The sequence below is a fragment of the Proteiniborus sp. genome, assembly GCF_040308045.1.
Classification (GTDB): domain Bacteria; phylum Bacillota; class Clostridia; order Tissierellales; family Proteiniboraceae; genus Proteiniborus.
Map to the genome: position 1 here is coordinate 1 of NZ_JAWRHZ010000053.1, position 23488 is coordinate 23488.

Below are 23488 nucleotides of genomic sequence, written 5' to 3' on the forward strand. Positions count from 1 at the left end.
TGGACCAGTACCAGCAACTAGAAAAGCACTAGAGAAAGCAGGAATAACAGTAGAAGACTTAGATTTAATAGAAGCAAACGAAGCATTTGCAGCACAGTCACTATCAGTAGTAAAAGACTTAGGACTAAACCCAGAAATAGTAAACGTAAATGGAGGAGCCATAGCACTAGGTCATCCAATAGGAGCATCAGGAGCTAGAATCCTTATATCTTTAATATATGAAATGGAAAAGAGAGATGCAAAAACTGGACTTGCAACACTTTGTATAGGTGGAGGACAAGGTACAGCTATCATAGTAGAAAGATAGCATGAAGACATAAATGATAAAAGCCTGCTTAATAATAAAGTATTGAGCAGGCTTTTGATATCACCTTTATTTACTAAGAACCTCTTTTAATTTTTCAATAAACAATCTATTTTCGTCCATAGTACCTATACTAACTCTTATCCAATCCCCAGCCATAGGTCTTATAATAACTCCTCTTTTTTGAAGTTCAACAAATATTTCATTTGCACTTCTTTCAACATTAACGAATATATGGTTTGTTTCAGATGGTGCATATTTTAGATTTAATTTATCAAACTCTTCGTAAATATACTTTTTACCTTCAACATTCATTTCATAAGTTTTCTTTAGAAAATCTTCATCTTCCAAAGCTGCAACTGCTGCAACTTGGGCTAAAGTATTTACATTAAAAGGTCCTCTAACTTTGTTAATATTTGTAATTATTTCTTCACTAGCCATAGTATAACCTACTCTTAATGCAGCAAGTCCATAAATTTTAGAAAATGTTTTTAGAATAATAATGTTTGGATACTTATCAAGTAAAGGAAGGCTATTCTTAGGATAATCATCTCTAGTTACAAATTCATTGTATGCTTCATCATAAACTACAATAATATTTTCAGGTACTTTGTCTAAGAAACTAATTAATTCTTTTTCAGTAAACATTGTTCCAGTAGGATTATTTGGATTACAAAGCCAAATAAGTTTTGTTTTATCTGTTATAGCTTTAACCATGCCTTCAAGGTCATAAGTCCAATTTACTAAAGGTACTATAACAGGTTTTGCTCCCATCATCATTGTAGTAGCTATGTATCTTGGAAATGTAACATCAGCCATTATTGCTTCGTCATCTTTTTTAAAGAAGGTTTTAGCAAGTAGATCTATCATTTCGTCTAAACCACTACTTAAAATAATCTTATTGACACTAATATTTAACTTTTTTGAAAGTGCTTCTTTTAATACTGTACAGTTTCCGTCTGGATACAAGGATAGGTTACCTAAAGCGTTTTTTATTGCTTCAATTGCTTTTGGAGAGCAACCAAGCGGATTTTCATTTGACGCAAGCTTTATCACTTCTTGTAGCCCATATTCCCTCTTTACATCGTCTATTGGTCTACCCGGCTTGTAAGGACTTAATTTAGCTAATTCTTCTCTAAATTGAATTGACAAATACAACGCCCCCTTTTAATAAATTAAAAAATTATAATTAATTTAATTATAACATAATTCTGAATAGTTCCTTTAGATATTTCATTTTATTAATAAGTACTAGACAAAAATATTATTTAGAATAAAAAAGCAAAAAATGGGGATATTTTCTATATGTAAGTAATAATAAGATAATGATATAAAAATATTAAATAAAGAAGGTATTTAAAATTATGTGTAGAATTATAAATATTAACAATTGTCTGAAAAAGTCAAAATTATAATCATGCAAGGGGGAAGTTAGATGAAGGAATATCAAACTGACAAAATAAGAAACGTAGCCTTTTTAGGTCATGGAAGTTGTGGTAAAACTACATTAACAGAAGCCATATTATTTGCAGCAGGAGTCACTAAAAGAAAAGGTAGAGTAGAAGATGGAAATACTGCTTCCGACTATGACAAAGAGGAGATTGCAAGACAATTTTCTATAGGAACTTCTATAGTCCCAATAGAGTGGAAGGACTCAAAATACAATATATTAGATACTCCAGGTTATTTTGATTTTGTAGGAGAAGTAAATAGTGCTTTAAGAGTTGCTTCAGGTGCTGTACTAATTGCAGATGCATCTTCAGGAATAGAAGTAGGTTTAGAAAAAGCTTGGACTTACACAGAAAAAGCAAAGAAACCAAAAATTATGTTCTTAAACAAAATGGACAAAGAAAATATAAACTATGATAAAGTTATTAACGATCTTAGGGAGAAGTTCGGAAATAAAATAGTTCCTTTTGCAGTACCTATTGGCGAATCTGAATCCTTTAAGGGATTTGTTAATATAGTTGATTTAGTTGGTAGAGTATACAATGGAAAAGATTGTACTGATGCACCTGTTCCAGATGGAATGGATGATATAATTACACCTCTTAGAGAAATGCTCATGGAATCAGTAGCAGAAACAGATGAAGCACTAATGGAAAAATATTTTGAAGGTGAAGCTTTTACAGCAGAGGAAATTCATGCAGGACTTAGAAAAGGTGTATTAAATTGTGACTTAGTGCCAGTTCTTATTGGCTCTGCTCAAAATAATATTGGAGTGCATACTCTTCTTGACATGATAAGTGCTTATTTACCTTCACCACTTGATATAGGTGTACATGAGGGAGTTAAACCTGACACAACAGACAAAATACAAAGAAAAATCGACAAGAGCGAACCGTTTTCCGCATTTGTATTCAAGACTATAGTAGACCCATTTGTAGGTAAGATTTCACTATTTAATATATGTTCAGGAAAACTAGTAAAGGATATGGATGTATTAAATACCAATAAAGACGAAACTGAAAGAATAGGAAGTTTATTCTTATTAAGAGGTAAGACTCAAATAGAAGTTGGAGAGTTAGTTGCTGGAGATATTGGGGCTACAGCTAAACTTCAATTTACAGAAACAGGAGATACTATTTGCGACAAAAATGCTCCTATACAGTATGATAAAATAAAATATCCTGAACCATGTCTATTCTTAGCTGTAGAGCCAAAATCTAAAGGTGATGAGGAGAAAATAGGTTCATCTCTTACTAGAATGACAGAAGAAGACCCAACCTTTATAGTTCAGAGAAATGCAGAAACAAAGCAATTGCTAATAGGCGGTCAAGGTAATATGCAGCTTGCTGTTATTACAAACAAGCTTAAAAATACATTTGGAGTCGAAGTAGAACTTAAGGATCCAAAAGTTCCTTATAGAGAGACAATAAAAGGTACAGCAAGTGTTCAAGGAAAACATAAGAAACAATCTGGTGGTGCCGGACAATATGGTGATGTGCATATAAGATTTGAACCTTCGCAATTAGACTTTGAATTTGGTGAAGAGATATTTGGAGGAGCAGTACCTAGACAGTATATTCCAGCTGTTGAAAAAGGATTAAGAGAATCTATTGAAAAAGGTGTTTTAGCAGGATATCCTGTAGTTAATATGAAGGCCGTACTATTTGATGGGTCATATCACCCTGTGGATTCAAATGAAATGGCTTTCAAAATAGCCGCATCCCTTGCATTTAAAAAGGGGATGGAGCAAGCAAAACCAATATTACTTGAGCCTATTATGAAAGTTGAGATACTTGTTCCTGAGGAATATATGGGAGATATAATGGGAGATATGAATAAGAGAAGAGGAAGAATATTGGGAATGGAGCAACAAGAAGATGGCAATCAACTTGTAACAGCTGAGGCTCCACAAACAGAAATGTTTAAATATGCAATAGATTTAAGGTCAATGACTCAGGCAAGAGGAAGCTTCAGGATGGAATTTGTAAGATATGAGGAAGTGCCTCAACAAATAAGTGAAAAAATAATAGCTGAAGCAAAGGCTGAATAAGAACAGGTAAAAATTAGGAGCGCTAGGAATAGCGCTCCTAAATATTTAAATATGAATAATAAAAATAACTCTTGAAAAAAATTATAATATATATAAAATATAATTAAGGACAAAGAAAGTCAAAGTCAGAAAAAGAGGTGAAGAGATGTCAAAGCTAAGTAACATAATTGAAGATTTTATAAAAAAATTATTAGAAGACACAAATAACGGAGTTATTGAGATACAAAGAAATGAACTTGCTCAATATTTTGATTGTGCGCCATCACAGATAAATTATGTTTTGACGACAAGATTTTCATCAGATAAAGGTTATTATATTGAGAGTAGAAGAGGTGGAGGAGGGTATATAAAAATTGTTAAGGTAAATATTAATAGGGATAAATATATCCAAAACCTCATATTAAACATAATAGGAGATTCTATAACTAAATCAAAGGCGTATGGAATAATTGAAAGTTTTCTTGAAGAAGATATTATTACTGAAAGAGAACACAATATTATGAAAGTTGTACTCGGCGATAGGACTCTAGACAATGTAAATTGCGATAAAAATGTAGTTAGAGCAGATATATTAAAAAATATACTGCTTGTATTATTAGAATAAGGTATTGGAGGGGATAATATGCTTTGTGAAGAATGCGGGAAAAATCAAGCTACTGTCCATATGAAAAAAATAATTAATAACCATGTAACTGAATTTCATTTGTGCGAAGAATGTGCTAAGAAAAACAATAGCTTTAGTTTTGATAAACAATTTTCTATTCAAAATATTTTAGCTGGACTTATAGATAGTTCCTATGACAGTCCTGTAAAAATTGAACATATTAAAGCAACAACTTGCGATAATTGTGGATTAACCTATGGAAAGTTTAGACAGATAGGAAAGTTTGGCTGTAGTCATTGTTATGATTCTTTTAGAGAAAAACTAGTTCCTTTATTTAAAAAAATACATGGTCATGATTCTCATGTTGGAAAAATCCCTAAGAAAGCTGGGAAAAGTGTAAGCACAAGGAAAATAATCGATAAACTAAAAACAGAGCTTGAATTAGCTGTAAATAAAGAAGAGTTTGAAAAAGCTGCTCAAATAAGAGATGAAATTAGAAATCTTCAAGCAAAACTTGAAAGGAGCAGTGAGCAATATGATTAGTTGGTTAGCAGGAGAGGGAAAAGAAAAAGATATAGTATTAAGTAGTAGAATTAGACTTGCGAGAAATATTGAGAATATTAAATTACCTTTTTTGATGACAGAGACAGAAGCAAAAAATGTTATAAAAATAGTTGATGATGCAATAAAGAATGATACGACTACGGATAATAGTTTTGAACTGTTTGAAATTCAAAAGCTATCCCCACTAGAAAGAAATATTTTTGTTGAAAAGCACATAATAAGTCCTAGTCTACTAGAAAAACCTAATTTAAGTGCTTTTTTTCTGAGAAGAGATGAAAAAGCTACAATAATGGTAAATGAGGAAGACCACATTAGAATACAAGTGTTATTACCTGGATTAAATCTTGAAGAAGGATGGGAAATAAATAACAAGATAGATGATTTATTAGAAGCTAACACTAGATATGCTTTTGATGAAAAGTTTGGATATCTAACATGCTGTCCTACTAATGTAGGTACAGGGCTAAGGGCTTCTGTTATGGTACATTTGCCAGGACTTGTATTGACAGGCTATATTAATCAAGTTCTTCAAGCTGTAAGCCAACTTGGCTTAACAGTAAGGGGACTTTATGGTGAAGGTAGCAGTGCTTTGGGTAATTTATTTCAAATATCTAATCAAACTACATTAGGAGAAAGTGAAGAAGAAATAATTCAAAAACTTAGAGGCATAGTACTTCAAATTATTACAAAAGAAAGACATGCAATGTTAGGTTTATTGAATAATAGAAAAATTGAAATAGAAGACAAGGTATATAGATCTTTAGGAATATTACAAAATTCAAGGATAATTTCTTCGAAAGAGAGTATGGAGTTATTATCTAATGTTCGCATGGGTATAAATATGAACATACTAAAAAATGTTGACTTAAATACTATTAATAGTCTAATGATAGAGATTCAGCCTGCAAGTATTCAAAATCAAACAGAACATGAGCTAACAGTTGCTGAAAGAGATACTAAGAGGTCTGAAATAATTAGAGAAAAAATGAAGATATAGGAGGGATACAGGTGTCTATGTTTGGCAGATTTACAGAAAGAGCACAAAAAGCTATTTTTTTAGCACAAGAAGAAGCGAAACAATTATTACACAATTATGTAGGAACAGAGCATTTACTATTGGGATTAATTAGAGAAAGAGATGGAATAGCTGCAAATGTTCTTATAAATATGGGAGTTGATCTAGATACTGTAAGAAATTTTGTTATAAATATTATTGGCTATGGGGATCAAGGTGGAGAAATCCAAGGGTATACACCTAGAACTAAGAGAGTTTTTGAACTAAGCTTCATAGAAGCAAGAAATTTAGGGCATAATTATATAGGTACTGAGCATCTTCTTTTAGGACTTCTAACAGAATCTGAAGGTGTTGCTGCTGTTATACTTAAAGGCATGGGTATTGATTTAGATAAAGTAAGGGAAGAGGTTATTAGCATGTTAAACAACAACTACAATAGACAAGGCCAAGGTAGTAGTCCCAATAGAGCAAGTAATACTCCTACTTTAGACAAATTTGGCAGAGACCTTACTGCTTTAGCTAGTGAAGAAAAGCTTGACCCTGTAATTGGCAGGGACAAAGAGATAGAGAGAGTAATACAAGTATTAAGTAGACGTACTAAGAATAATCCATGCTTAATAGGAGAACCAGGTGTAGGAAAGACCGCAGTTGCAGAAGGATTAGCACAGCTTATTAATAGTGGTGAAATACCTGAATTGTTAAAAGACAAAAGAGTAGTTACTCTTGATCTAGCTTCTATGGTTGCAGGGGCAAAGTACAGAGGAGAATTCGAAGAGCGACTAAAGAAAGTAATGGAAGAAATAAGAGAAGCTAAAGATGTTATATTATTTATTGATGAGATGCATACAATAATTGGTGCTGGGGGAGCAGAAGGCGCCATTGACGCTTCAAATATACTAAAACCTGCATTAGCAAGAGGAGAAATTCAAGCTATAGGAGCAACAACTATTGATGAGTATAGAAAATATATTGAAAAAGATACTGCTTTAGAAAGAAGATTTCAACCTGTTATGGTAGAAGAGCCTTCTGTTGAAGACACAATAAAGATTTTAGAAGGCTTAAGGGATAAATATGAGGCTCATCATAGGGTTAAGATAACTGATGAAGCTATAAAGGCAGCTGCAGAGCTTTCCGCAAGATATATTACAGATAGATTTTTACCAGATAAAGCAATAGATCTTATTGATGAAGCAGCTTCAAGAGTCAGAATCAAGACAATTACAGCTCCACCAGATTTGAATCAATTGGAGTCAAAGCTAGAAGAATTATCTCAAGAGAAGGAAGCAGCCATAAGTACACAAGACTATGAGAAAGCAGCTAAGATTAGAGATGAAGAAAAAAGAATAAAAGAAGAGCTTAAATCAAAACATGAAGGATGGAAACAGCAAAAGCAATCGGCTTCAAGTGAAGTTGGTTATGATGAAATTGCTTATGTAGTATCTATATGGACTGGAATACCTGTTAAAAAGATGAGTGTTGAGGAATCAGAAAAACTTCTAAATCTCGAGGAAATACTTCACAAGAAAGTAATAGGTCAAGAACAGGCTGTAGTAGCATTATCAAGTGCTGTTAGAAGGGCTAGAGTAGGGCTTAAGGATCCTAGTAAACCAATAGGTACATTCATATTTGTAGGCCCAACAGGAGTGGGAAAGACATATCTTGCAAAATCTTTAGCAGAAGCATTATTTGGCGATGAAGATGCAGTTATAAGAATTGATATGTCGGAATACATGGAGAAGCATTCTGTGTCTAAGCTAATAGGCTCACCTCCTGGCTATGTAGGCTATGATGAGGGAGGACAGCTTACAGAAAAGGTAAGAAGAAGACCTTATTCAGTTATATTATTTGACGAAATAGAAAAAGCTCATCCAGATGTATTTAACATTTTACTTCAACTTTTAGATGACGGAAGACTAACTGACTCTAAAGGAAGAGTGGTTGATTTCAAAAATACAGTAGTCATAATGACATCAAATGTAGGAGCCACTACTCTAAGAAAACAAACAACTCTCGGCTTTGCTGCTCCTACAGATGTAGAAAAAGCAGAATATGAGAAAATGAAGGATAACATAACTGAAGAATTAAAAAGAACCTTTAGACCTGAGTTCCTTAACAGAATAGATGAAGTTATCGTATTCCATCCACTTAACGAGGAGCATATTAAGAGAATAGTTGATATAATGATAAAGGATTTAGAAAAGCGTCTTCAGAGACTTAATATACACATTGATATAACTGAAAAAGCGAGAGATCATATAGGTAAAGAAGGCTTTGATCCTTCCTTTGGTGCTAGACCTCTTGAAAGAGCCATCAGAAAGCTGATAGAGGACCAGCTTTCAGAAGAAATGCTAAAAGGCAATGTAAGCAAAGATGATACAGTACTAGTTGACTTTAACGGTGATAAGCTAACATTCAATAAAAAATAGTAAGGATTTTGTCCTTACTATTTTTTATGACCTAACTCGATTTTCTGAATGCTTTTATCAGAAAATCGATGGTAAGTCAAACTGAGCAAGCACTAATTTATGTGAGTGTTAGCGAACTAATAAATTTGTACTGCGAGACTGCTTATTAATAATGGCAAAAAAGTTAGAAATCTGATAATATCTTCATAGAATACAGATAAAAAAGAAAGAGGTGAACATATGAAAAAAATAATTATTGATAACTTGGAACTTTTAGTAGAGAAGTATAGTAGAGATTATATAAAAAGTGAAATCTCAGGAGAAAACTTAATTAGAATTAAGTGTGAAACCCTAGTAAATAGTGAGGACAACGAAAAACTTAAAAGGCTTTTAGATAATCGAAAATTTATACTAAGCATCCCAGATGAAAAGCTCCAGTTTGATGCAAGAAAAGGTGAAATAAGCTACAATTATACTGATGGGAATCCATTTCAAGATAAATCCATAGATTACACACATGTTCTAGAAATAATAGAATTTGAAGAAAATAAGAAAAACCAATCTAACAAGAAAGTATCTTTAGAGTCAGAAATTTTAATGTTGAAGAAAAGATTATCAATTATGGAAAAAGTATTACTAAACAAAGGAATAGTTTCAAAAAAGGATTTAGATGAATTATTAAAAAACAATATAAATTAAGAATTGTTTTATAAAAGTATAAAAAGTATTTATGTATTGATACATTATCTATAATAAAATACAAAAAGTGGCATAATAAAGTTGGAGTTAAAGACAAATTAGGGGGATACATATGGCTAAACTTAAAGTTAAATATATATGTCAAGAGTGTGGGTATGAGGCTCATAAATGGTTAGGAAAATGTCCGGCTTGTAATGAGTGGAATTCTTTCGTAGAGGAGGTTGTTGACAAAGCCTCTAAAGTACCTTCTATAAATGTAGAAGAGAAAATAGAGAAGATTGCAGATATTGAAACTGCTGATGAGTATAGGATAACAACAGGATTAGAAGAACTCGATAGAGTTTTAGGTGGAGGTTTAGTTAAAGGTTCTCTAATACTTGTAGGCGGAGATCCTGGGATTGGGAAATCGACTCTTCTCATACAAGTGGCAAATAACATTTCTAGAGTTGGGCTTAAAGTGTTGTACGTATCAGCAGAAGAATCTGCAAGACAGATTAAATTAAGATCAGATAGACTTAGTGTGCAGGCAAAGGAATTATACTTATTATCTGAAACTAATATGGATATTGTAATCAATGCCATCGATAAATTAAACCCTGATTTGTTAATAATAGACTCGATTCAGACTGTCTATAATCCAAACCTAGAATCTGCACCAGGAAGTGTAAGCCAAGTAAGAGAAACTACTGCCACTTTAATGAGACTAGCCAAAACTAGAGATATGGCAACATTTATTGTAGGTCATGTAACGAAAGAAGGGTCTATAGCAGGGCCTAGGGTGCTCGAGCATATGGTAGATACTGTACTATATTTTGAAGGAGAAAGACATCATACCTATAGGGTCTTAAGAGGAGTTAAGAATAGGTTTGGCTCCACAAATGAAATAGGAATATTTGAGATGAGAGATATAGGCCTTATTCAAGTCGAAAATCCTTCGGAAATGCTTTTGGCAGGGAGACCATTATTTACTGCTGGCACAATTGTAGTTCCTAGTATGGAAGGAACACGGCCTATGCTAGTAGAAGTTCAAGCTTTAGTAAGTCATACAGCTTTTGGTATGCCTAGAAGAGTAGCTACAGGGACAGACTATAATAGAATGGTTCTTATGCTTGCAGTATTAGAAAAAAAAGCAGGTTTAGAGATGCAGAGTTATGATGCTTATATTAATATAGTAGGTGGTATTCAGATAAAGGAGCCAGCGCTAGATTTAGGTATAGTATGTGCATTAGCATCAAGCTTTAAGGATAAATTAATAGATTCTAAAACTATAGCAATAGGAGAAGTAGGACTAACAGGTGAGCTAAGGACTGTTAGTTTTATAGAAAAAAGATTGAAAGAAGCAAGTAAGCTTGGCTTTAAAACCGCAGTTGTCCCCAAAGCTAATCTTAAGGGCTTAGATAAAATTGAAGATATAAATATCATAGGTGTTACAAATATAATTGACGCTTTAGATATTGTATTAGGAGGATAGCATTTTAATGAGGGACGAAGTTATCAATAAAGATTTAATGGCAGAATCATTGAAGGTAGTAGCACCTGGGACTACTCTTAGAGATGGACTTGAGAATATTGTTAGAGCTAAAACAGGTGCATTGATAGTTGTTGGCGACAAAGAAGGGGTAATGAACATTGTTGATGGTGGATTTAAAATTAACAGTGAAACTACTCCTGCAAACTTATATGAGCTTGCAAAAATGGACGGAGCAATTGTATTAAGCAATGACAGTAAAAAAATTATTATTGCAAACGCACAGTTAGTTCCTGATTCTTCTATTTCTTCTAAAGAGACTGGAACAAGACATAGAACTGCTGAAAGGGTTGCGAAACAGACTGGAGAATTAGTAATCTCAATATCCCAGAGGAGAAATGTGATTTCTCTATATAAAGGAAATAATAAATATGTATTAAAAGATGTAAGCGAGATATTAAGTAAAGCAAATCAAGCTATACAAACACTTGAAAAGTACAAAGTAGTTTTAAACCAAGCCATGATTAATTTAAGTGCATTGGAATTTGAAAATTTAGCTACAGTTTTTGATGCTACTAAGGTTCTCCAAAGAACAGAAATGGTTATGAGAATAGCGGCAGAGATTGAAAGGTATATTTTAGAGCTAGGGAATGAAGGCAGATTAATTCAAATGCAGTTAGAAGAATTAACTAATGATGTAGAAGATGATGGAATTAATATTATAAAGGATTATTATATTAGTAAGGAAAGTAATAGTATTGAATCTATAATCAATCAACTAAAATCATTAAGCTCAGAGGAACTATTGGATTTAGCTTTAATTGCAAAGCTTCTTGGTTATGATGAGGGTGTAAATGCTTTGGACTTAACAGTTTCACCTAAGGGATACAGAATACTAAGTAAAATACCTAGAATACCTGTAAGTGTATTAGAAAATACAATACGGATGTTTAGTTCCTTGGAACAAATACTAAAGGCTTCTATTTCTCAATTAGATTCAGTTGAAGGTATAGGTGAAGTTAGAGCTCGTTCTATTAAAGAAGGCCTTAGGAGATTGCAAGAGCAGTCTATGGTAGACAGACATATATAAGTAGATAGCCAAAACCTTTGATTTTGTCCTAGTTACTTATGCAGTAGCTTAAACTAACAAACCACATTCTTAAGGACAAGAATGTGGTTTTACATATATTATAATAAACTATAAATACCTAGAGTTTTTAATTTCTTAAGCTCTTCTGAAATAATTTCATCTAAATTTAGATTAAAAGAATTGCACAATGAAGCTATGTAGAACATATGATTGCCTATTTCTTCTTGTATTTTTTCTTTACAGTTATCGCATAGCTCTCCTTCTATATGGCTTTTTAAAGAATCCTTTATCTCAACAAAAGAGCCTTGACTGTAGTCTTGCTTAGTAGCGTTTATTGATATACATCCACAGGATGTAACTGATTTAACAACTGCTCTATTAATTCTAGAGTTTGATTCCTCTAGTTTAGTTATTATATCTAAAATACTCTTATGTCTTATTAAAACACTAGAAACTGTATTTTGAAGATTATTGCAAATTTTATCATTATCCATCAAATCACCTCTATTCTATGTGCATTTGTATTACATTCATTATACTTTTACAAACGTGATTTTGTCAATTCAAAATTAAGTTGACAACCTTTCAGATGATGTGGTAAAATAAATGATTTGACATTCTATAGTAGTTATTGTATACTATATATTAGGACGTTGTGGTTTTTGACCAGCTTTAACTAGCTAATGGATTAAATATCATCCCATTCTAGCTATGTTTCACTTCATTTTGGGAGGTGTACTTTATGTTTAATATAGGCGATAAAATAGTTTACCCAATGCACGGAGCAGGAATAATAATTGCAATAGAAGAAAAAGAGATATTAGGCAAAAAGAGAAAATATTATATAATGAAAATGCCCATGGGAGACATGAAGGTAATGGTTCCCATAGATAACATTGAAGATATTGGAATTAGAGAAGTAATAAATGATGAAGAAATAGATCAAGTTCTTGCAGTATTGGGTGACCATAAGACTAAAATGCCACAGAATTGGAATAGAAGATATAGAGCTAACATGGATAAGATTAAAAGCGGAGACATATATGAGATTGCAAGTGTAGTGAGAAACCTTATAATAAGAGATAGAGAAAAGGGATTGTCTACAGGCGAGAGAAAGATGCTCAATAACGCAAAACAAATGCTAATAAGTGAAATTGTACTTGCAAAAAACATAGAACAGCTAGAAGCTGAAGACCTAATTGATAATATTGTAAGGTAGGCGTCTTATTATATGACGCTTGCTTTTTTTATAACGAATAGGAAGGGTAGATCAATCAATATAAACATGACTTTAAGCGCATTCCAAAAAAAGCTATTTTGATTTAAAATATTTTTATAATGATTTTCATTTATTTTTATAGGCTTTTATGAGAAGCTTGTCCCTTAATATTACATTTTTATGACAAAATGATGAAAAATGAATTTATTAATGAAATTTGTGGTAAATTAGTTATAGTATATTAATATTGTGGTAATAACTATAATAGGAGGTGAAATGTAAATGGCTGATAAAGCGAAAATAATAAATAGAATTATAAGACTTCTCTTGACAATTTTAGGTATGTCTTTAGGTATAGGGCTAATGGCACTTTTAGAATCTTTAAACTTACTTGAATTTTTAGATGATTTGAAAATAAAACTATATAGTTATATAGGAATAGGGTTAATCTTTGGTATTATATTTTTTATTCTTTCTCCTAAAATAATAAAACTTGGAAAAAAAGTAGTCTCTATTGTTGAAGGTGAGATTCAGAAAATACCTGCCTCTGATATAATTCTTGGAGTAGTAGGACTGGTTTTAGGGCTTTTAATTGCCAATCTTATAAGTCCTTTGTTTCATATGATTCCCTATGTTGGACCTGTTCTATCCATACTTTTTTATATTCTCTTTGGATACTTCGGAGTTGTTGTACCAACAAGGAAAAAAGACGACTTTACTAATGCTCTAAGTTCTTTAAAAAAGAGTGGAAGTAAGGAAAAAAATCAAAAGAATACAAATCCAGTATTACCCAAAATACTAGATACTAGTGTTATAATCGATGGAAGAATAGCAGATATATGTAAGACAGGTTTTGTAGAAGGTCCTTTAGTTATACCTGAATTTGTTTTAGAAGAACTTCAAAGAATAGCTGACTCCTCAGATTCTCTTAAAAGAAATAGAGGACGAAGAGGGTTAGATATTTTAAACAAGATACAGAAGGAATTAGAAATAGAGGTTATTATACATGAAAAGGACTTTGAGGATATAGCAGAAGTAGATTCAAAACTTTTAAAACTAGCACAATTTATTAAAGGTAAAGTAGTAACTAACGATTATAATCTTAACAAGGTGGCAGAGTTTCATGGAGTTGAAGTACTGAATATAAATGAACTAGCAAATGCTATAAAACCAGTTGTTTTACCTGGAGAAGAAATGATGGTTCAAGTCATAAAAGATGGCAAGGAATCTGGACAGGGAGTTGCGTACCTAGACGATGGCACTATGATAGTAGTAGATGGAGGCAAAAAACATATTGGTGATACTATAGGAGTACTAGTAACAAGTGTTTTACAAACTGCAGCAGGTAGAATGATATTTGCAAAGCCTAAGTCAATGACTGATAAAGCAGTATAATATATGAATGTTATAAAAAACCCAACATATGTTGGGTTTTTTTAATTGCATTTCTTTTCTATTGTGTTTCTATACATTATGTTATAATATCTAAGAGGTGATAAAATTGTCTTATAATGGAAGATACATATCTGTAGTTATAGCTGCATCTGGAATGGGAAAAAGAATGAATTCAAATATAAATAAACAATATCTTCTTTTAAGAGAAAAGCCTATTTTAGCTTATACTATAGAGAAATTTGACAATAATGAATACATAGATGAAATTGTTATAGTAGCAAGAGAAGAAGAAAAAGAATATTGTTTCAATGAGGTAATTAAGAAATATGCCTTCGGAAAAGTAACTAATATAGTAGGAGGAGGAGCTGAAAGGCAGGACTCAGTATATAAAGGACTTCTAGCAGTAAATAGCTTATGTAATATCGTTCTCATACATGATGGAGTTAGACCTTTTGTGAGAAATGAAGATATTATAAATAGCATTGATGGAGCAGCTAATTATAATGCTTGCGTAATAGGAGTACCAGTAAAAGACACCATAAAAATAGTTGATGCAAAAAAGGATATAATTGACACACCAGAGCGAAGGTATTTATGGGCAGTTCAGACTCCTCAATCTTTTTCATATGAGTTGATATTAAAGGCGTACAAGGAAGCCATGCAAAAGAAAATCATCGCTACTGATGATAGTATGCTAGTAGAAAAATTAGGCCATAGAGTGAAAATCATAGAAGGTTCTTACTCTAACATAAAAATCACTACTCCTGAAGACTTAAAGATTGCAGAGTTATTGTTATCACAATTGTAGGAAACAACACATCACTCTATTTATTGCAAAAAATTATAACAGCATAAGAAAGGATGAAATTATTATGGAAAAAACATTAGTAATAATAAAGCCAGATGGTGTTATGAGGGGATTAATAGGTGAAGTTATTAGTAGATACGAGAGAAAAGGTTTAAAAATTATTGAGTGTAAAATGATGGATGCAGATAGAGCTACACTTGAAAAGCATTATATAGAGCACAGAGAAAAGCCATTTTATGAAGAGTTAATTTCCTATATGATGCAAGGAAGTATTTTAGCTATGGTAGTAGAAGGTAATAACGCAATTAAATTAGTTAGAAACATAAATGGAAAGACTAATCCAGTAGAGGCAGAACCAGGGACAATTAGAGGAGATTTTGCAAATACAATGACTGAGAATATTGTTCACGCATCGGATTCACTGGAATCTGCTGAGAGAGAAATATCAATATGGTTTTAGCCTAAAAGGAGCTGAAATATAATGAGAATAGGTATCGGATACGATGTACATAGACTAGTTGAAGGGAGAAAACTAATAATAGGTGGGGTAGAGATAGCTCATGAGAAAGGATTATTAGGACATTCTGATGCTGATGTTCTGATACATGCAATTATGGATAGCATTATAGGTGCATTGGCATTAGGAGACATAGGAAAGCACTTCCCAGATACTGATGAATCTTATAAGGACATAAATAGTATGAAATTACTTGAAAGAACATATGATTTAATGTTAGAATCTGGGTATACAATAGGTAATATTGATTGTGTAGTTGCAGCGCAGAAGCCTAAATTAGCTCCTTATATATATACTATGAGAGAAAATATTGCTGCATTACTTAATACTTCAATAGACAATGTAAATGTAAAGGCAACAACAACTGAAAAGTTAGGCTTTGAAGGTCGAGAAGAAGGGGTATCTGCACAAGCAGTATGTTTGTTAGTAGAAAATTATAAACAGGGTAATTAAGCTGAGTGGTTTCGAGTTTATTTAAAGGTTAGTAAAAACGAAATAATTAAGAACGGGGGAGGTAGCTTGATACAAGTTAAAAATTTAAGTAAAAAGTATAAGGAAGTTGAGGCTGTTAAAGGAATATCATTTATAGTGGAAGAAGGTACAGTTTTTGGATTGCTTGGTGAAAATGGTGCAGGCAAGACTACTACATTAAGAATGTTAGCCACTATGATAAAGCCAACATCAGGCACTGCTTTAATTGATGGTCTTGACTTGGTTCAGCAACCTGACAATGTAAGAGGAAAAATTGGAATATTATTTGGCGGAGAAACTGGGCTTTATGATAGATTAACTGCAAGAGAAAATATAGAATATTTTGGACTCCTTAATGGCATGAGTAAGGCGGATATATCAAAAAGAATTGATGAACTATCTAAAAAATTAGAAATGGATGAATATATAGATAGAAGAGTAGGTAAATTTTCAAAAGGGATGAAGCAGAAAGTATCTATAGCAAGAAGCATAGTCCATGATCCGAAAATAATGCTACTTGATGAACCTACAACAGGACTCGATGTAACGTCAGTAAGAATAGTACATGAATTTATATTAGACCAGAAAAAAGAAGGAAAGACAATTATTTTTTCTAGCCATTCAATGAATGAGGTAGAAAAGCTATGCGATGTAGTAGGAATAATCAACAAAGGTAAATTAATTGAAATATCTACTTTAGATGAATTGAAAGATAAATTCAATAGCAATAATCTAGAAGATATATTTGTTGAATTGGTAGGTGAGTAAAGTGAATATTAAATATGCTATGATTGTACTTAAAAAAGAGCTTAAGGATACTTTTAGAGATAAGAAAACAATATTTTCAAGTATTATAATACCTATATTAATTTTCCCTATCATGGCTTTTGCATTGGGCTTCAGCACATCTGAAATAATAAATGATGAGCAGAAACCTGTGGATATTGCATTAATAACCAATGGTGAAACAAAATTAGAAACATATTTTAGAGAAACAGGTCAAATAAATATAATAAATACTGATGATCCTGATAAAGCCTTAGAAGATTTAACAGTAAAAGCTATAGTTAAAATTGAAGAAGGTTTTGATAATAAAATTGAAAGCGGAACTATGGGAAATGTGGAAGTTATCTATGATCAATCAAGCCAAAAGTCAGATATGGCTACTTCAAGACTCAACCGTATTATAGAAAGCTACTCCCAGGCTATTACAAACGAAAGACTTAAGGCTATTGGTGTAGACCTAGAGGCATTAAAGGCAGTGTCAATAAAGAGCACCTCTGTTTCCAAGGATGGAGGTATGGGATTAATGATTTTCTCCATGATTTTTCCTATGCTTATAACAATATATTCTGCAATAAGTGGATTAGCAACTGCTACAGACTTAGGAGCAGGAGAAAAAGAAAGACAGACTCTTGAACCATTGTTAACTACTAAAGCCAGTAGATTATCAATACTTGGAGGAAAATTTTTTGCAGTATTTATTTCAGGAGTAATTGGAACTGTAGCATCACTCATTGGTTTTTTCATAGCATCAAAGATGAACCCAGACTTTTTAGGAACTGGTGTAGCATTACCACTAACACCTATACTAGTAATAGGAGTGTTTTGCGCAGGGCTTAATTTAATATTCAGTGGACTAGAACTTACAATTAGCTTCTATGCAAGGAATTTTAAAGAAGCTCAAACATATTTAGCACCACTATCGGTAATACTATTGATACCAGCTTATATGACAATGTATTTAGATGGAAAGGCAGTACCAGAGGTATATTTCCACATACCAATAATAAATACAATAGCAATTATAAAAGAAGCCTTAGTTCAAATTATCGATCCAGTACATATACTAATAGTATTAGGCTGGACACTAGTATATATATTTGCTTCACTATTCTTGACAGTAAATATGTTCAAGAAAGAATCTGTAATTTTTAGAGCATAATGTAAAAATAATTGACAAATCAATTATTTTTTAGTAATATAAGCTTTAATTGATACAAGATAATATTAAAAAGCATTGAAGGGAAATAGTAGATATTTAAGGTCTACAGAGAAGAAATCCTAGGCTGAGAGATTTCTAACCCAATGAATATTGAACCCATCCCAGAGCTTCTAGACAGAAAAAGTTAAGTCTAGACGGTTTTTGCCGTTATTTATTTCGAGTGGACTATTAATCTAATAGTCTATTAGGGTGGTACCGCGGATATAACCTTCGTCCCTTTTTGGGATGAAGGTTTTTCTATTTTTTATTAGATATTCAAAGTTTCTGAACAAATTGAAGATGGAGAGTGATATATATGAAAATGTCAAAGCTTTATATGCCAACATTAAGAGAGGTACCTTCAGAGGCAGAGCTTCCAAGTCATCAGCTTTTATTAAGAGCAGGAATGATAAGAAAATTAGTATCAGGAGTGTATTCGTATTTACCTCTTGGAATTAGAGTACTTAAAAAGGTTGAAGACATTGTAAGAGAGGAAATGGATGCAATAGATTCTCAAGAAGTTCTTATGTCAGCAATACAACCTGCTGAGCTTTGGAAAGAATCAGGAAGATGGGATGATTTTGGTCCTGAAATGTTTAGATTATATGACAGAAACCAAAGAGAGTTTTGTCTAGGGCCAACACATGAAGAAATATTTACCGATCTTATTAGACATGAAGTTAAATCCTACAAGCAACTTCCACTTAGTCTTTATCAAATACAAACAAAGTATAGAGATGAAAAAAGACCTAGATTTGGACTAATGAGAGCAAGAGAATTTATAATGAAGGATGCATATACATTTGATATAGATGAAGAAGGTATGAGAAAATCTTATGAGGATATGTGGAAAGCTTATGAAAAAATCTTCTCAAGATGTGGATTAAAATTCAAAGTTGTTCAAGGTGACTCTGGAGCTATGGGTGGAAGCGACTCCCATGAATTCATGGCCATGTCAGAGTATGGCGAAAGTGCAATAGCTTATTGCGATAGCTGTGATTATGCTGCTACAGATGAGAAAGCAAGCTGCTTATATGAAGTAGCTTCTACTACACAAGAAAAACTTCAGCCTGAAAAGGTCCATACACCAAATGCAAAAACTATAGAAGATGTAGCTAATTTCTTTAATGCATCTGCTGAAAGCTTTGCAAAGACTTTATTAATTAAAGCTAAAGATGAAGTAGTTGCAGTAGTAATACCAGGAAGTAGAGAACTTAATGAAATAAAACTAGTTAATGTGTTAGGCGTTCCAGAACATGAAATCATGATGGCGGACGAAGAGACAGTAAAGGCAGTTACAGGTGCAGAAGTAGGATTTGCTGGTCCAATCAACCTAAAAAAAGATATAAGAATTATAGTTGATTCTAGAGTTACAAAAATGAACAACTTCATAGTAGGAGCTAATGAGACAGATTACCATATCAAGAATGTAAATTATGGCAGAGACTTTGAGGGAGAAGTAGTTGAAGACTTATTATTAGTTAGAGAAGGAGACAAATGTCCAAAATGTGGTGCACCACTTAAAATGGATAGAGGAATAGAAGTAGGTAATATATTCCAGCTAGGATTAAAATATAGTGGAGCATTAAACGCCACATTCTTAGATGAGAATGGTAAAGAGCAAAAAATATACATGGGTTCTCATGGAGTAGGAGTGTCAAGAACGGCTGCTGCTGTAATAGAACAATGCCATGATGAAAATGGAATCGTATGGCCATTATCAGTAGCACCTTATCATGTAATTGTCACTATAGTCAATGTGAAAAACGAAGAACAAGCTGCTCTTGGTGAAAAACTATATAATGAGTTAAAAAGCTCAGGACTAGAAGTACTACTGGATGACAGAAACGAAAGAGCAGGAGTTAAATTTAAAGATGCTGATTTAATAGGTATTCCAATAAGAATTACAGTTGGTAAAAAGGCAAATGAAGAAATAGTAGAGTTTTCTCTAAGAAGAGAAGGAGAAAAATCTGAGATAAGTGTAAATGATATAATGGATAAAATAAAAGCAGAGTTTAATTATCAAGGATTAGAACTTTAGAATTAGGGTTACCGCTAACAGCGGTGACCTTTGTTTTTGCATTTACTATATTTTAATATCTTATGTTCAATCTAATTTTTTCTTGTGATAGAATAATCATAAGGATTATTAGTTAATGGGCAAGGGGGATTAATATGTATATTGGGGTAGATGTTGGTGGAACAAATATTATTGCAGGGTTAGTTTCTATTGAAGGAAATATAATATTCAAAAAAAGCTGTCCTACATTACCTTCTAGGGGATTTGATACAGTTGTTAAGGATATTGTTAAAGTAATTAAAAACGTTATCAATCAAGCTCCAAACGTTGAAGAAGTACTTGGAATAGGTATCGGGGTGCCTGGAGTAGCTGATAAAAGAACGGGTATTGTTATTAATTGTGTTAATCTAGGGTGGGCAAATGTACCCTTAGGAAAGACACTAGAAAATGAATTCAAAAAGCCTGTTTACATAGACAATGATGCTTCGGTAGCTGCTTTAGCGGAATTTGAAAATGGAGCACTTAAGGGTACTCAAAATTCTATTCTTATTACTCTGGGCACTGGAGTAGGTGGAGGATTTATTATTAATGGAAAGCTTTATGGTGGAACAAATAATATTGGTTCAGAAATAGGGCATATGGTAATTGGTAAAAACTTCTATAATTGCAATTGTGGTAAAAATGGTTGCTTTGAAACTTTTTCTTCAGCAACTGCATTGATAAAGTATACTAGAAAACTAATGGAAGAAACAAATGAAAATACTGCTTTAAGAGACTATATCGGTGACAATTTAGATAAACTAGACGCCAAAATCATATTTGATTGTGCTAAGGCTGGCGACAAATTAGCCTTAAGTTCAGTTAATAGACTCATAGATTATTTAGTGATAGGCATTACAAACTTAATTAATCTTCTTGATCCAGAGGTAATAGCTTTAGGTGGTGGAGTATCAAAGGCTGGAGATTATTTGCTAGAATTAATTGAAAATAAAATATCAGATAAGATCTTGTTCAAAGATTTAGATTATAGCAAAATTATTTTAGCTGAACATGGTAATGATGCAGGAATAATTGGTTCAGCAATGTTGTGCAAACATTCCTAGAAACACGAATATACCTTATCTATTTTGTAAATCCTAATATTATCTATATGTTATTAGGAGGAGGAAAATGGATAAGAATAGAAGAAGGACAGATTATAGAAATAGATTTACATTTCTTTCATTAGGTTGGTGGATAATGCATATTGTTTTACTATTATTAGTTTTTTACCTTATTAGGAGATTTTAAGAAGATATTATTAGGACAACATTATTCCTTGATACTGCAAAGGTAGTATTATATAATATACAGATATGGATAGGAAAATTATTTAGGAGGTTTTATAAGATGTCAGAGGTGAGAGTCAGGTTTGCACCTAGTCCTACCGGATATTTACATATTGGAGGATTAAGAACAGCGCTTTATGATTATCTATTTGCTAAAAATAAAGGCGGGAAATATATACTTAGAATTGAGGATACAGACCAGTCAAGATATGTAGATGATGCTATTGAAAACTTATATAAATCCCTTATGTGGTCTGGAGTAGTACATGATGAGGGAGTCTTTATAGAAGATGGTAAGATAGTTCAAAAAGGCGAATATGGTCCATACATTCAGTCAGAGAGACTCCATATATATAAAAAATATATTGAAGAACTATTGGAAAAAGGACATGCATATTATTGTTTTTGCGATAAAGAAAGACTTGAAAGAATTAGAGAAGAGCAAAAAGAAAAAGGTTTAATGCTTGGATACGATGGACATTGTAGAGACATAAGCATTGAAGAGGCTAAAAAAAGAATCGAAGCAGGAGAGGAATACGTAATCAGGCTTAAGCTCCCAAAGAATAGAGATATAGTATTTAACGACCTAATAAGAGGTAAAATCACAATAAATACAAAAGATTTAGATGACCAAGTACTCATTAAATCTGATGGATTCCCTACTTATCATTTTGCAGTAGTAGTAGATGACCATCTTATGAAAATAACTCATATTGTAAGAGGAGAAGAATGGTTACCATCAGCTCCAAAGCACGCATATTTATTTGAAGCTTTTGGATGGGAAACCCCAGAATTTGTTCATTTACCTACAGTATTAAATAAAGAAAAGAAAAAGCTTAGTAAAAGACATGGAGATGTTTCAGTAGAAGACTTTAGAGCTAAGGGCTATTTACCAGAAGGTCTTGTCAATTACCTTGCATTAGTAGGATGGAGTCCAGAAAGCAACGAAGAGTTCTTTACAATGGATGAATTAGTGGAACAATTCTCGTTTGAAAGAGTATCCAATACAGGAGGAGTTTTCGATAAAGATAAGCTTGATTGGATAAATGGACACTACATAAGAAATGCAAATGTAGATGAAATTACAGAGTTAGCTATACCACATCTTTTAAGTGCTGGTTATATTACTGAAGAGGATGTAAACAACAGACATGATTGGATAAAGCTTTTAGTCTCATCTCTTCAAGAGCGAATATCATATGTTGCAGAAATAGGAGAAAAGGCTCAGTTTTACTTTGACAATGAAATTAAGCCTGAAAATGAAGAAGTAAGTGAAATGCTTAAAGGAGAGCAGGTACCTTCTTTACTTGAAGCTTTTGAGGAAGAGCTTTCGCATATAGATGAAGTAGATGAAGAGTTTTCTGCTACAGTAATGAAGAAAATTCAGAAAAGTACAGGAGTAAAAGGCAAAAATTTGTTTATGCCAATAAGATCAACATTAACTGGACAGCTTCATGGGCCAGATTTAGATAAAGTTATTTTGATTTTAGGGAAACAAAACATACTTAGTCGCATAGAATATGTAAAAAAATATATTTTAAAATAGTGCTTTACTGATTTTTCTATGGAGAATTATTAAAAATGTATTGAAAAATATATTAACATCTAGTAATATAATATAAACATATTATTTTATAGAAAATAACATTAAAGTTATGATAAGGTAAAGTAAATCTATTATACTTACAGAGAGAGGCTTTTACTAGCTGAGAGAAGCCTTAGGTCAATTTTAGGTTGAAGTGCACCTTTGAACTGTTGCCTGAAAGATAAGTAGGGTTAACCGGGTTAGCACCGTTATAGCTTTTATGAGCTGGGGCAAGTCTGCCCAATTAGAGTGGAATCGCGGGATTAAACCGTCTCTTTATTTTACAATATTGAGGCGGCTTTTTTTATGACCTAACCCGATTTCCTGAATGCTTTTATCAGGAAATCGTAGGTAGGTCAAACGCAACGAGCACCAAATTTATGTGAGCGACAGCGAGCAAATAAATTTGTGTTACGAGACTGCGGAAAATGACCTAACCCGATTTATGTAAAAATCAAGACCTTACTATGGGTCATAAAAAATAGTAGGCAAAGAAATAGAAAGTGAAAGGAG

The 23488-nt window shown here is 32.5% G+C and carries 20 protein-coding genes, 1 pseudogene and 2 other annotated features; of the genes and pseudogenes, 19 read left to right on the forward strand and 2 right to left on the reverse strand.

Annotation, left to right across the window (positions count from 1 at the left end; genetic code table 11):
- Nucleotides 1-307 (forward strand): annotated as a pseudogene (locus tag ABV008_RS10605) (acetyl-CoA C-acyltransferase); the annotation flags it as partial.
- Between the two features lie 66 nt (nt 308-373).
- Here ABV008_RS10605 and hisC read toward each other — a convergent pair.
- Nucleotides 374-1456, reverse strand: coding sequence for a histidinol-phosphate transaminase (gene hisC / locus ABV008_RS10610; protein ID WP_352419797.1), 1083 nt, complete (start codon nt 1454-1456; stop codon nt 374-376).
- Between the two features lie 283 nt (nt 1457-1739).
- Between hisC and fusA the strand changes: the two genes are divergently transcribed.
- The 8 genes from fusA (at nt 1740) to disA (ending at nt 11648) form a co-directional block, all read left to right on the forward strand.
- On the forward strand, nt 1740-3803 hold the full coding sequence (gene fusA / locus ABV008_RS10615) for an elongation factor G (protein WP_352419798.1): 2064 nt from the start codon (nt 1740-1742) through the stop codon (nt 3801-3803).
- A 145-nt stretch (nt 3804-3948) separates the two neighbouring features.
- Nucleotides 3949-4407 carry a CtsR family transcriptional regulator gene (locus tag ABV008_RS10620; RefSeq protein WP_352419799.1) on the forward strand — a complete coding sequence of 153 codons (459 nt, stop codon included), beginning with the start codon at nt 3949-3951 and terminating at the stop codon, nt 4405-4407.
- Between the two features lie 18 nt (nt 4408-4425).
- Entirely contained in the window at nt 4426-4950 is a 525-nt protein-coding gene (locus ABV008_RS10625) for a UvrB/UvrC motif-containing protein (protein WP_352419800.1), read from the forward strand.
- Nucleotides 4943-5968, forward strand: a complete 1026-nt coding sequence (locus ABV008_RS10630; protein ID WP_352419801.1) for a protein arginine kinase — start codon at nt 4943-4945, stop codon at nt 5966-5968. Before ABV008_RS10625 ends, ABV008_RS10630 begins: the two co-directional genes overlap by 8 nt.
- A 17-nt stretch (nt 5969-5985) precedes the next feature.
- Complete coding sequence (locus tag ABV008_RS10635) at nt 5986-8412, forward strand: ATP-dependent Clp protease ATP-binding subunit (protein ID WP_352419821.1); 2427 nt, start codon at nt 5986-5988, stop codon at nt 8410-8412.
- Between the two features lie 219 nt (nt 8413-8631).
- Nucleotides 8632-9090 (forward strand): hypothetical protein, encoded by a 459-nt coding sequence (locus tag ABV008_RS10640; RefSeq protein ID WP_352419802.1) that lies wholly within the window; start codon nt 8632-8634, stop codon nt 9088-9090.
- Between the two features lie 112 nt (nt 9091-9202).
- The gene (gene radA, locus ABV008_RS10645) at nt 9203-10561 is read left to right on the forward strand and encodes a DNA repair protein RadA (protein ID WP_352419803.1); all 1359 of its coding nucleotides are present in this window, start codon (nt 9203-9205) and stop codon (nt 10559-10561) included.
- A gap of 7 nt (nt 10562-10568) precedes the next feature.
- Entirely contained in the window at nt 10569-11648 is a 1080-nt protein-coding gene (gene disA / locus ABV008_RS10650; RefSeq protein WP_352419804.1) for a DNA integrity scanning diadenylate cyclase DisA, read from the forward strand.
- A gap of 98 nt (nt 11649-11746) precedes the next feature.
- On the opposite strand, the gene ABV008_RS10655 is transcribed toward disA, so the two are convergent.
- Nucleotides 11747-12142 carry a nucleoside triphosphate pyrophosphohydrolase family protein gene (locus ABV008_RS10655; RefSeq protein WP_352419805.1) on the reverse strand — a complete coding sequence of 132 codons (396 nt, stop codon included), beginning with the start codon at nt 12140-12142 and terminating at the stop codon, nt 11747-11749.
- Nucleotides 12143-12390: 248 nt separating this feature from the next.
- On the opposite strand from ABV008_RS10655, the gene ABV008_RS10660 reads away from it, so the two are divergent.
- The 10 genes from ABV008_RS10660 to gltX all read left to right on the forward strand — a co-directional run bounded on the left by ABV008_RS10660 (nt 12391) and on the right by gltX (nt 22936).
- Nucleotides 12391-12867, forward strand: coding sequence for a CarD family transcriptional regulator (locus ABV008_RS10660; RefSeq protein ID WP_352419806.1), 477 nt, complete (start codon nt 12391-12393; stop codon nt 12865-12867).
- Between the two features lie 300 nt (nt 12868-13167).
- Nucleotides 13168-14262, forward strand: a complete 1095-nt coding sequence (locus ABV008_RS10665; RefSeq protein WP_352419822.1) for a PIN/TRAM domain-containing protein — start codon at nt 13168-13170, stop codon at nt 14260-14262.
- A gap of 106 nt (nt 14263-14368) precedes the next feature.
- A complete protein-coding gene (gene ispD / locus ABV008_RS10670; protein WP_352419807.1) occupies nt 14369-15070 on the forward strand; it encodes a 2-C-methyl-D-erythritol 4-phosphate cytidylyltransferase in 702 nt (233 codons plus the stop codon).
- Between the two features lie 64 nt (nt 15071-15134).
- Complete coding sequence (gene ndk, locus ABV008_RS10675) at nt 15135-15530, forward strand: nucleoside-diphosphate kinase (protein ID WP_352419808.1); 396 nt, start codon at nt 15135-15137, stop codon at nt 15528-15530.
- An 18-nt stretch (nt 15531-15548) separates the two neighbouring features.
- Nucleotides 15549-16040: a 2-C-methyl-D-erythritol 2,4-cyclodiphosphate synthase gene (ispF, locus tag ABV008_RS10680; RefSeq protein ID WP_352419823.1), complete on the forward strand. Its 492-nt coding sequence runs from the start codon at nt 15549-15551 to the stop codon at nt 16038-16040.
- A gap of 66 nt (nt 16041-16106) precedes the next feature.
- Nucleotides 16107-16826 carry an ABC transporter ATP-binding protein gene (locus ABV008_RS10685; RefSeq protein WP_352419809.1) on the forward strand — a complete coding sequence of 240 codons (720 nt, stop codon included), beginning with the start codon at nt 16107-16109 and terminating at the stop codon, nt 16824-16826.
- A 1-nt stretch (nt 16827) separates the two neighbouring features.
- Nucleotides 16828-18003: an ABC transporter permease gene (locus ABV008_RS10690; RefSeq protein ID WP_352419810.1), complete on the forward strand. Its 1176-nt coding sequence runs from the start codon at nt 16828-16830 to the stop codon at nt 18001-18003.
- A 66-nt stretch (nt 18004-18069) separates the two neighbouring features.
- Nucleotides 18070-18284 (forward strand) — a binding site (T-box leader).
- A 74-nt stretch (nt 18285-18358) separates the two neighbouring features.
- On the forward strand, nt 18359-20083 hold the full coding sequence (locus tag ABV008_RS10695) for a proline--tRNA ligase (RefSeq protein WP_352419811.1): 1725 nt from the start codon (nt 18359-18361) through the stop codon (nt 20081-20083).
- Between the two features lie 134 nt (nt 20084-20217).
- Nucleotides 20218-21165 carry an ROK family protein gene (locus tag ABV008_RS10700; RefSeq protein WP_352419812.1) on the forward strand — a complete coding sequence of 316 codons (948 nt, stop codon included), beginning with the start codon at nt 20218-20220 and terminating at the stop codon, nt 21163-21165.
- Nucleotides 21166-21451: 286 nt separating this feature from the next.
- Entirely contained in the window at nt 21452-22936 is a 1485-nt protein-coding gene (gene gltX / locus ABV008_RS10705; protein ID WP_352419813.1) for a glutamate--tRNA ligase, read from the forward strand.
- A 100-nt stretch (nt 22937-23036) separates the two neighbouring features.
- Nucleotides 23037-23254, forward strand: a binding site (T-box leader).
- Nucleotides 23255-23488: the final 234 nt, after the last annotated feature.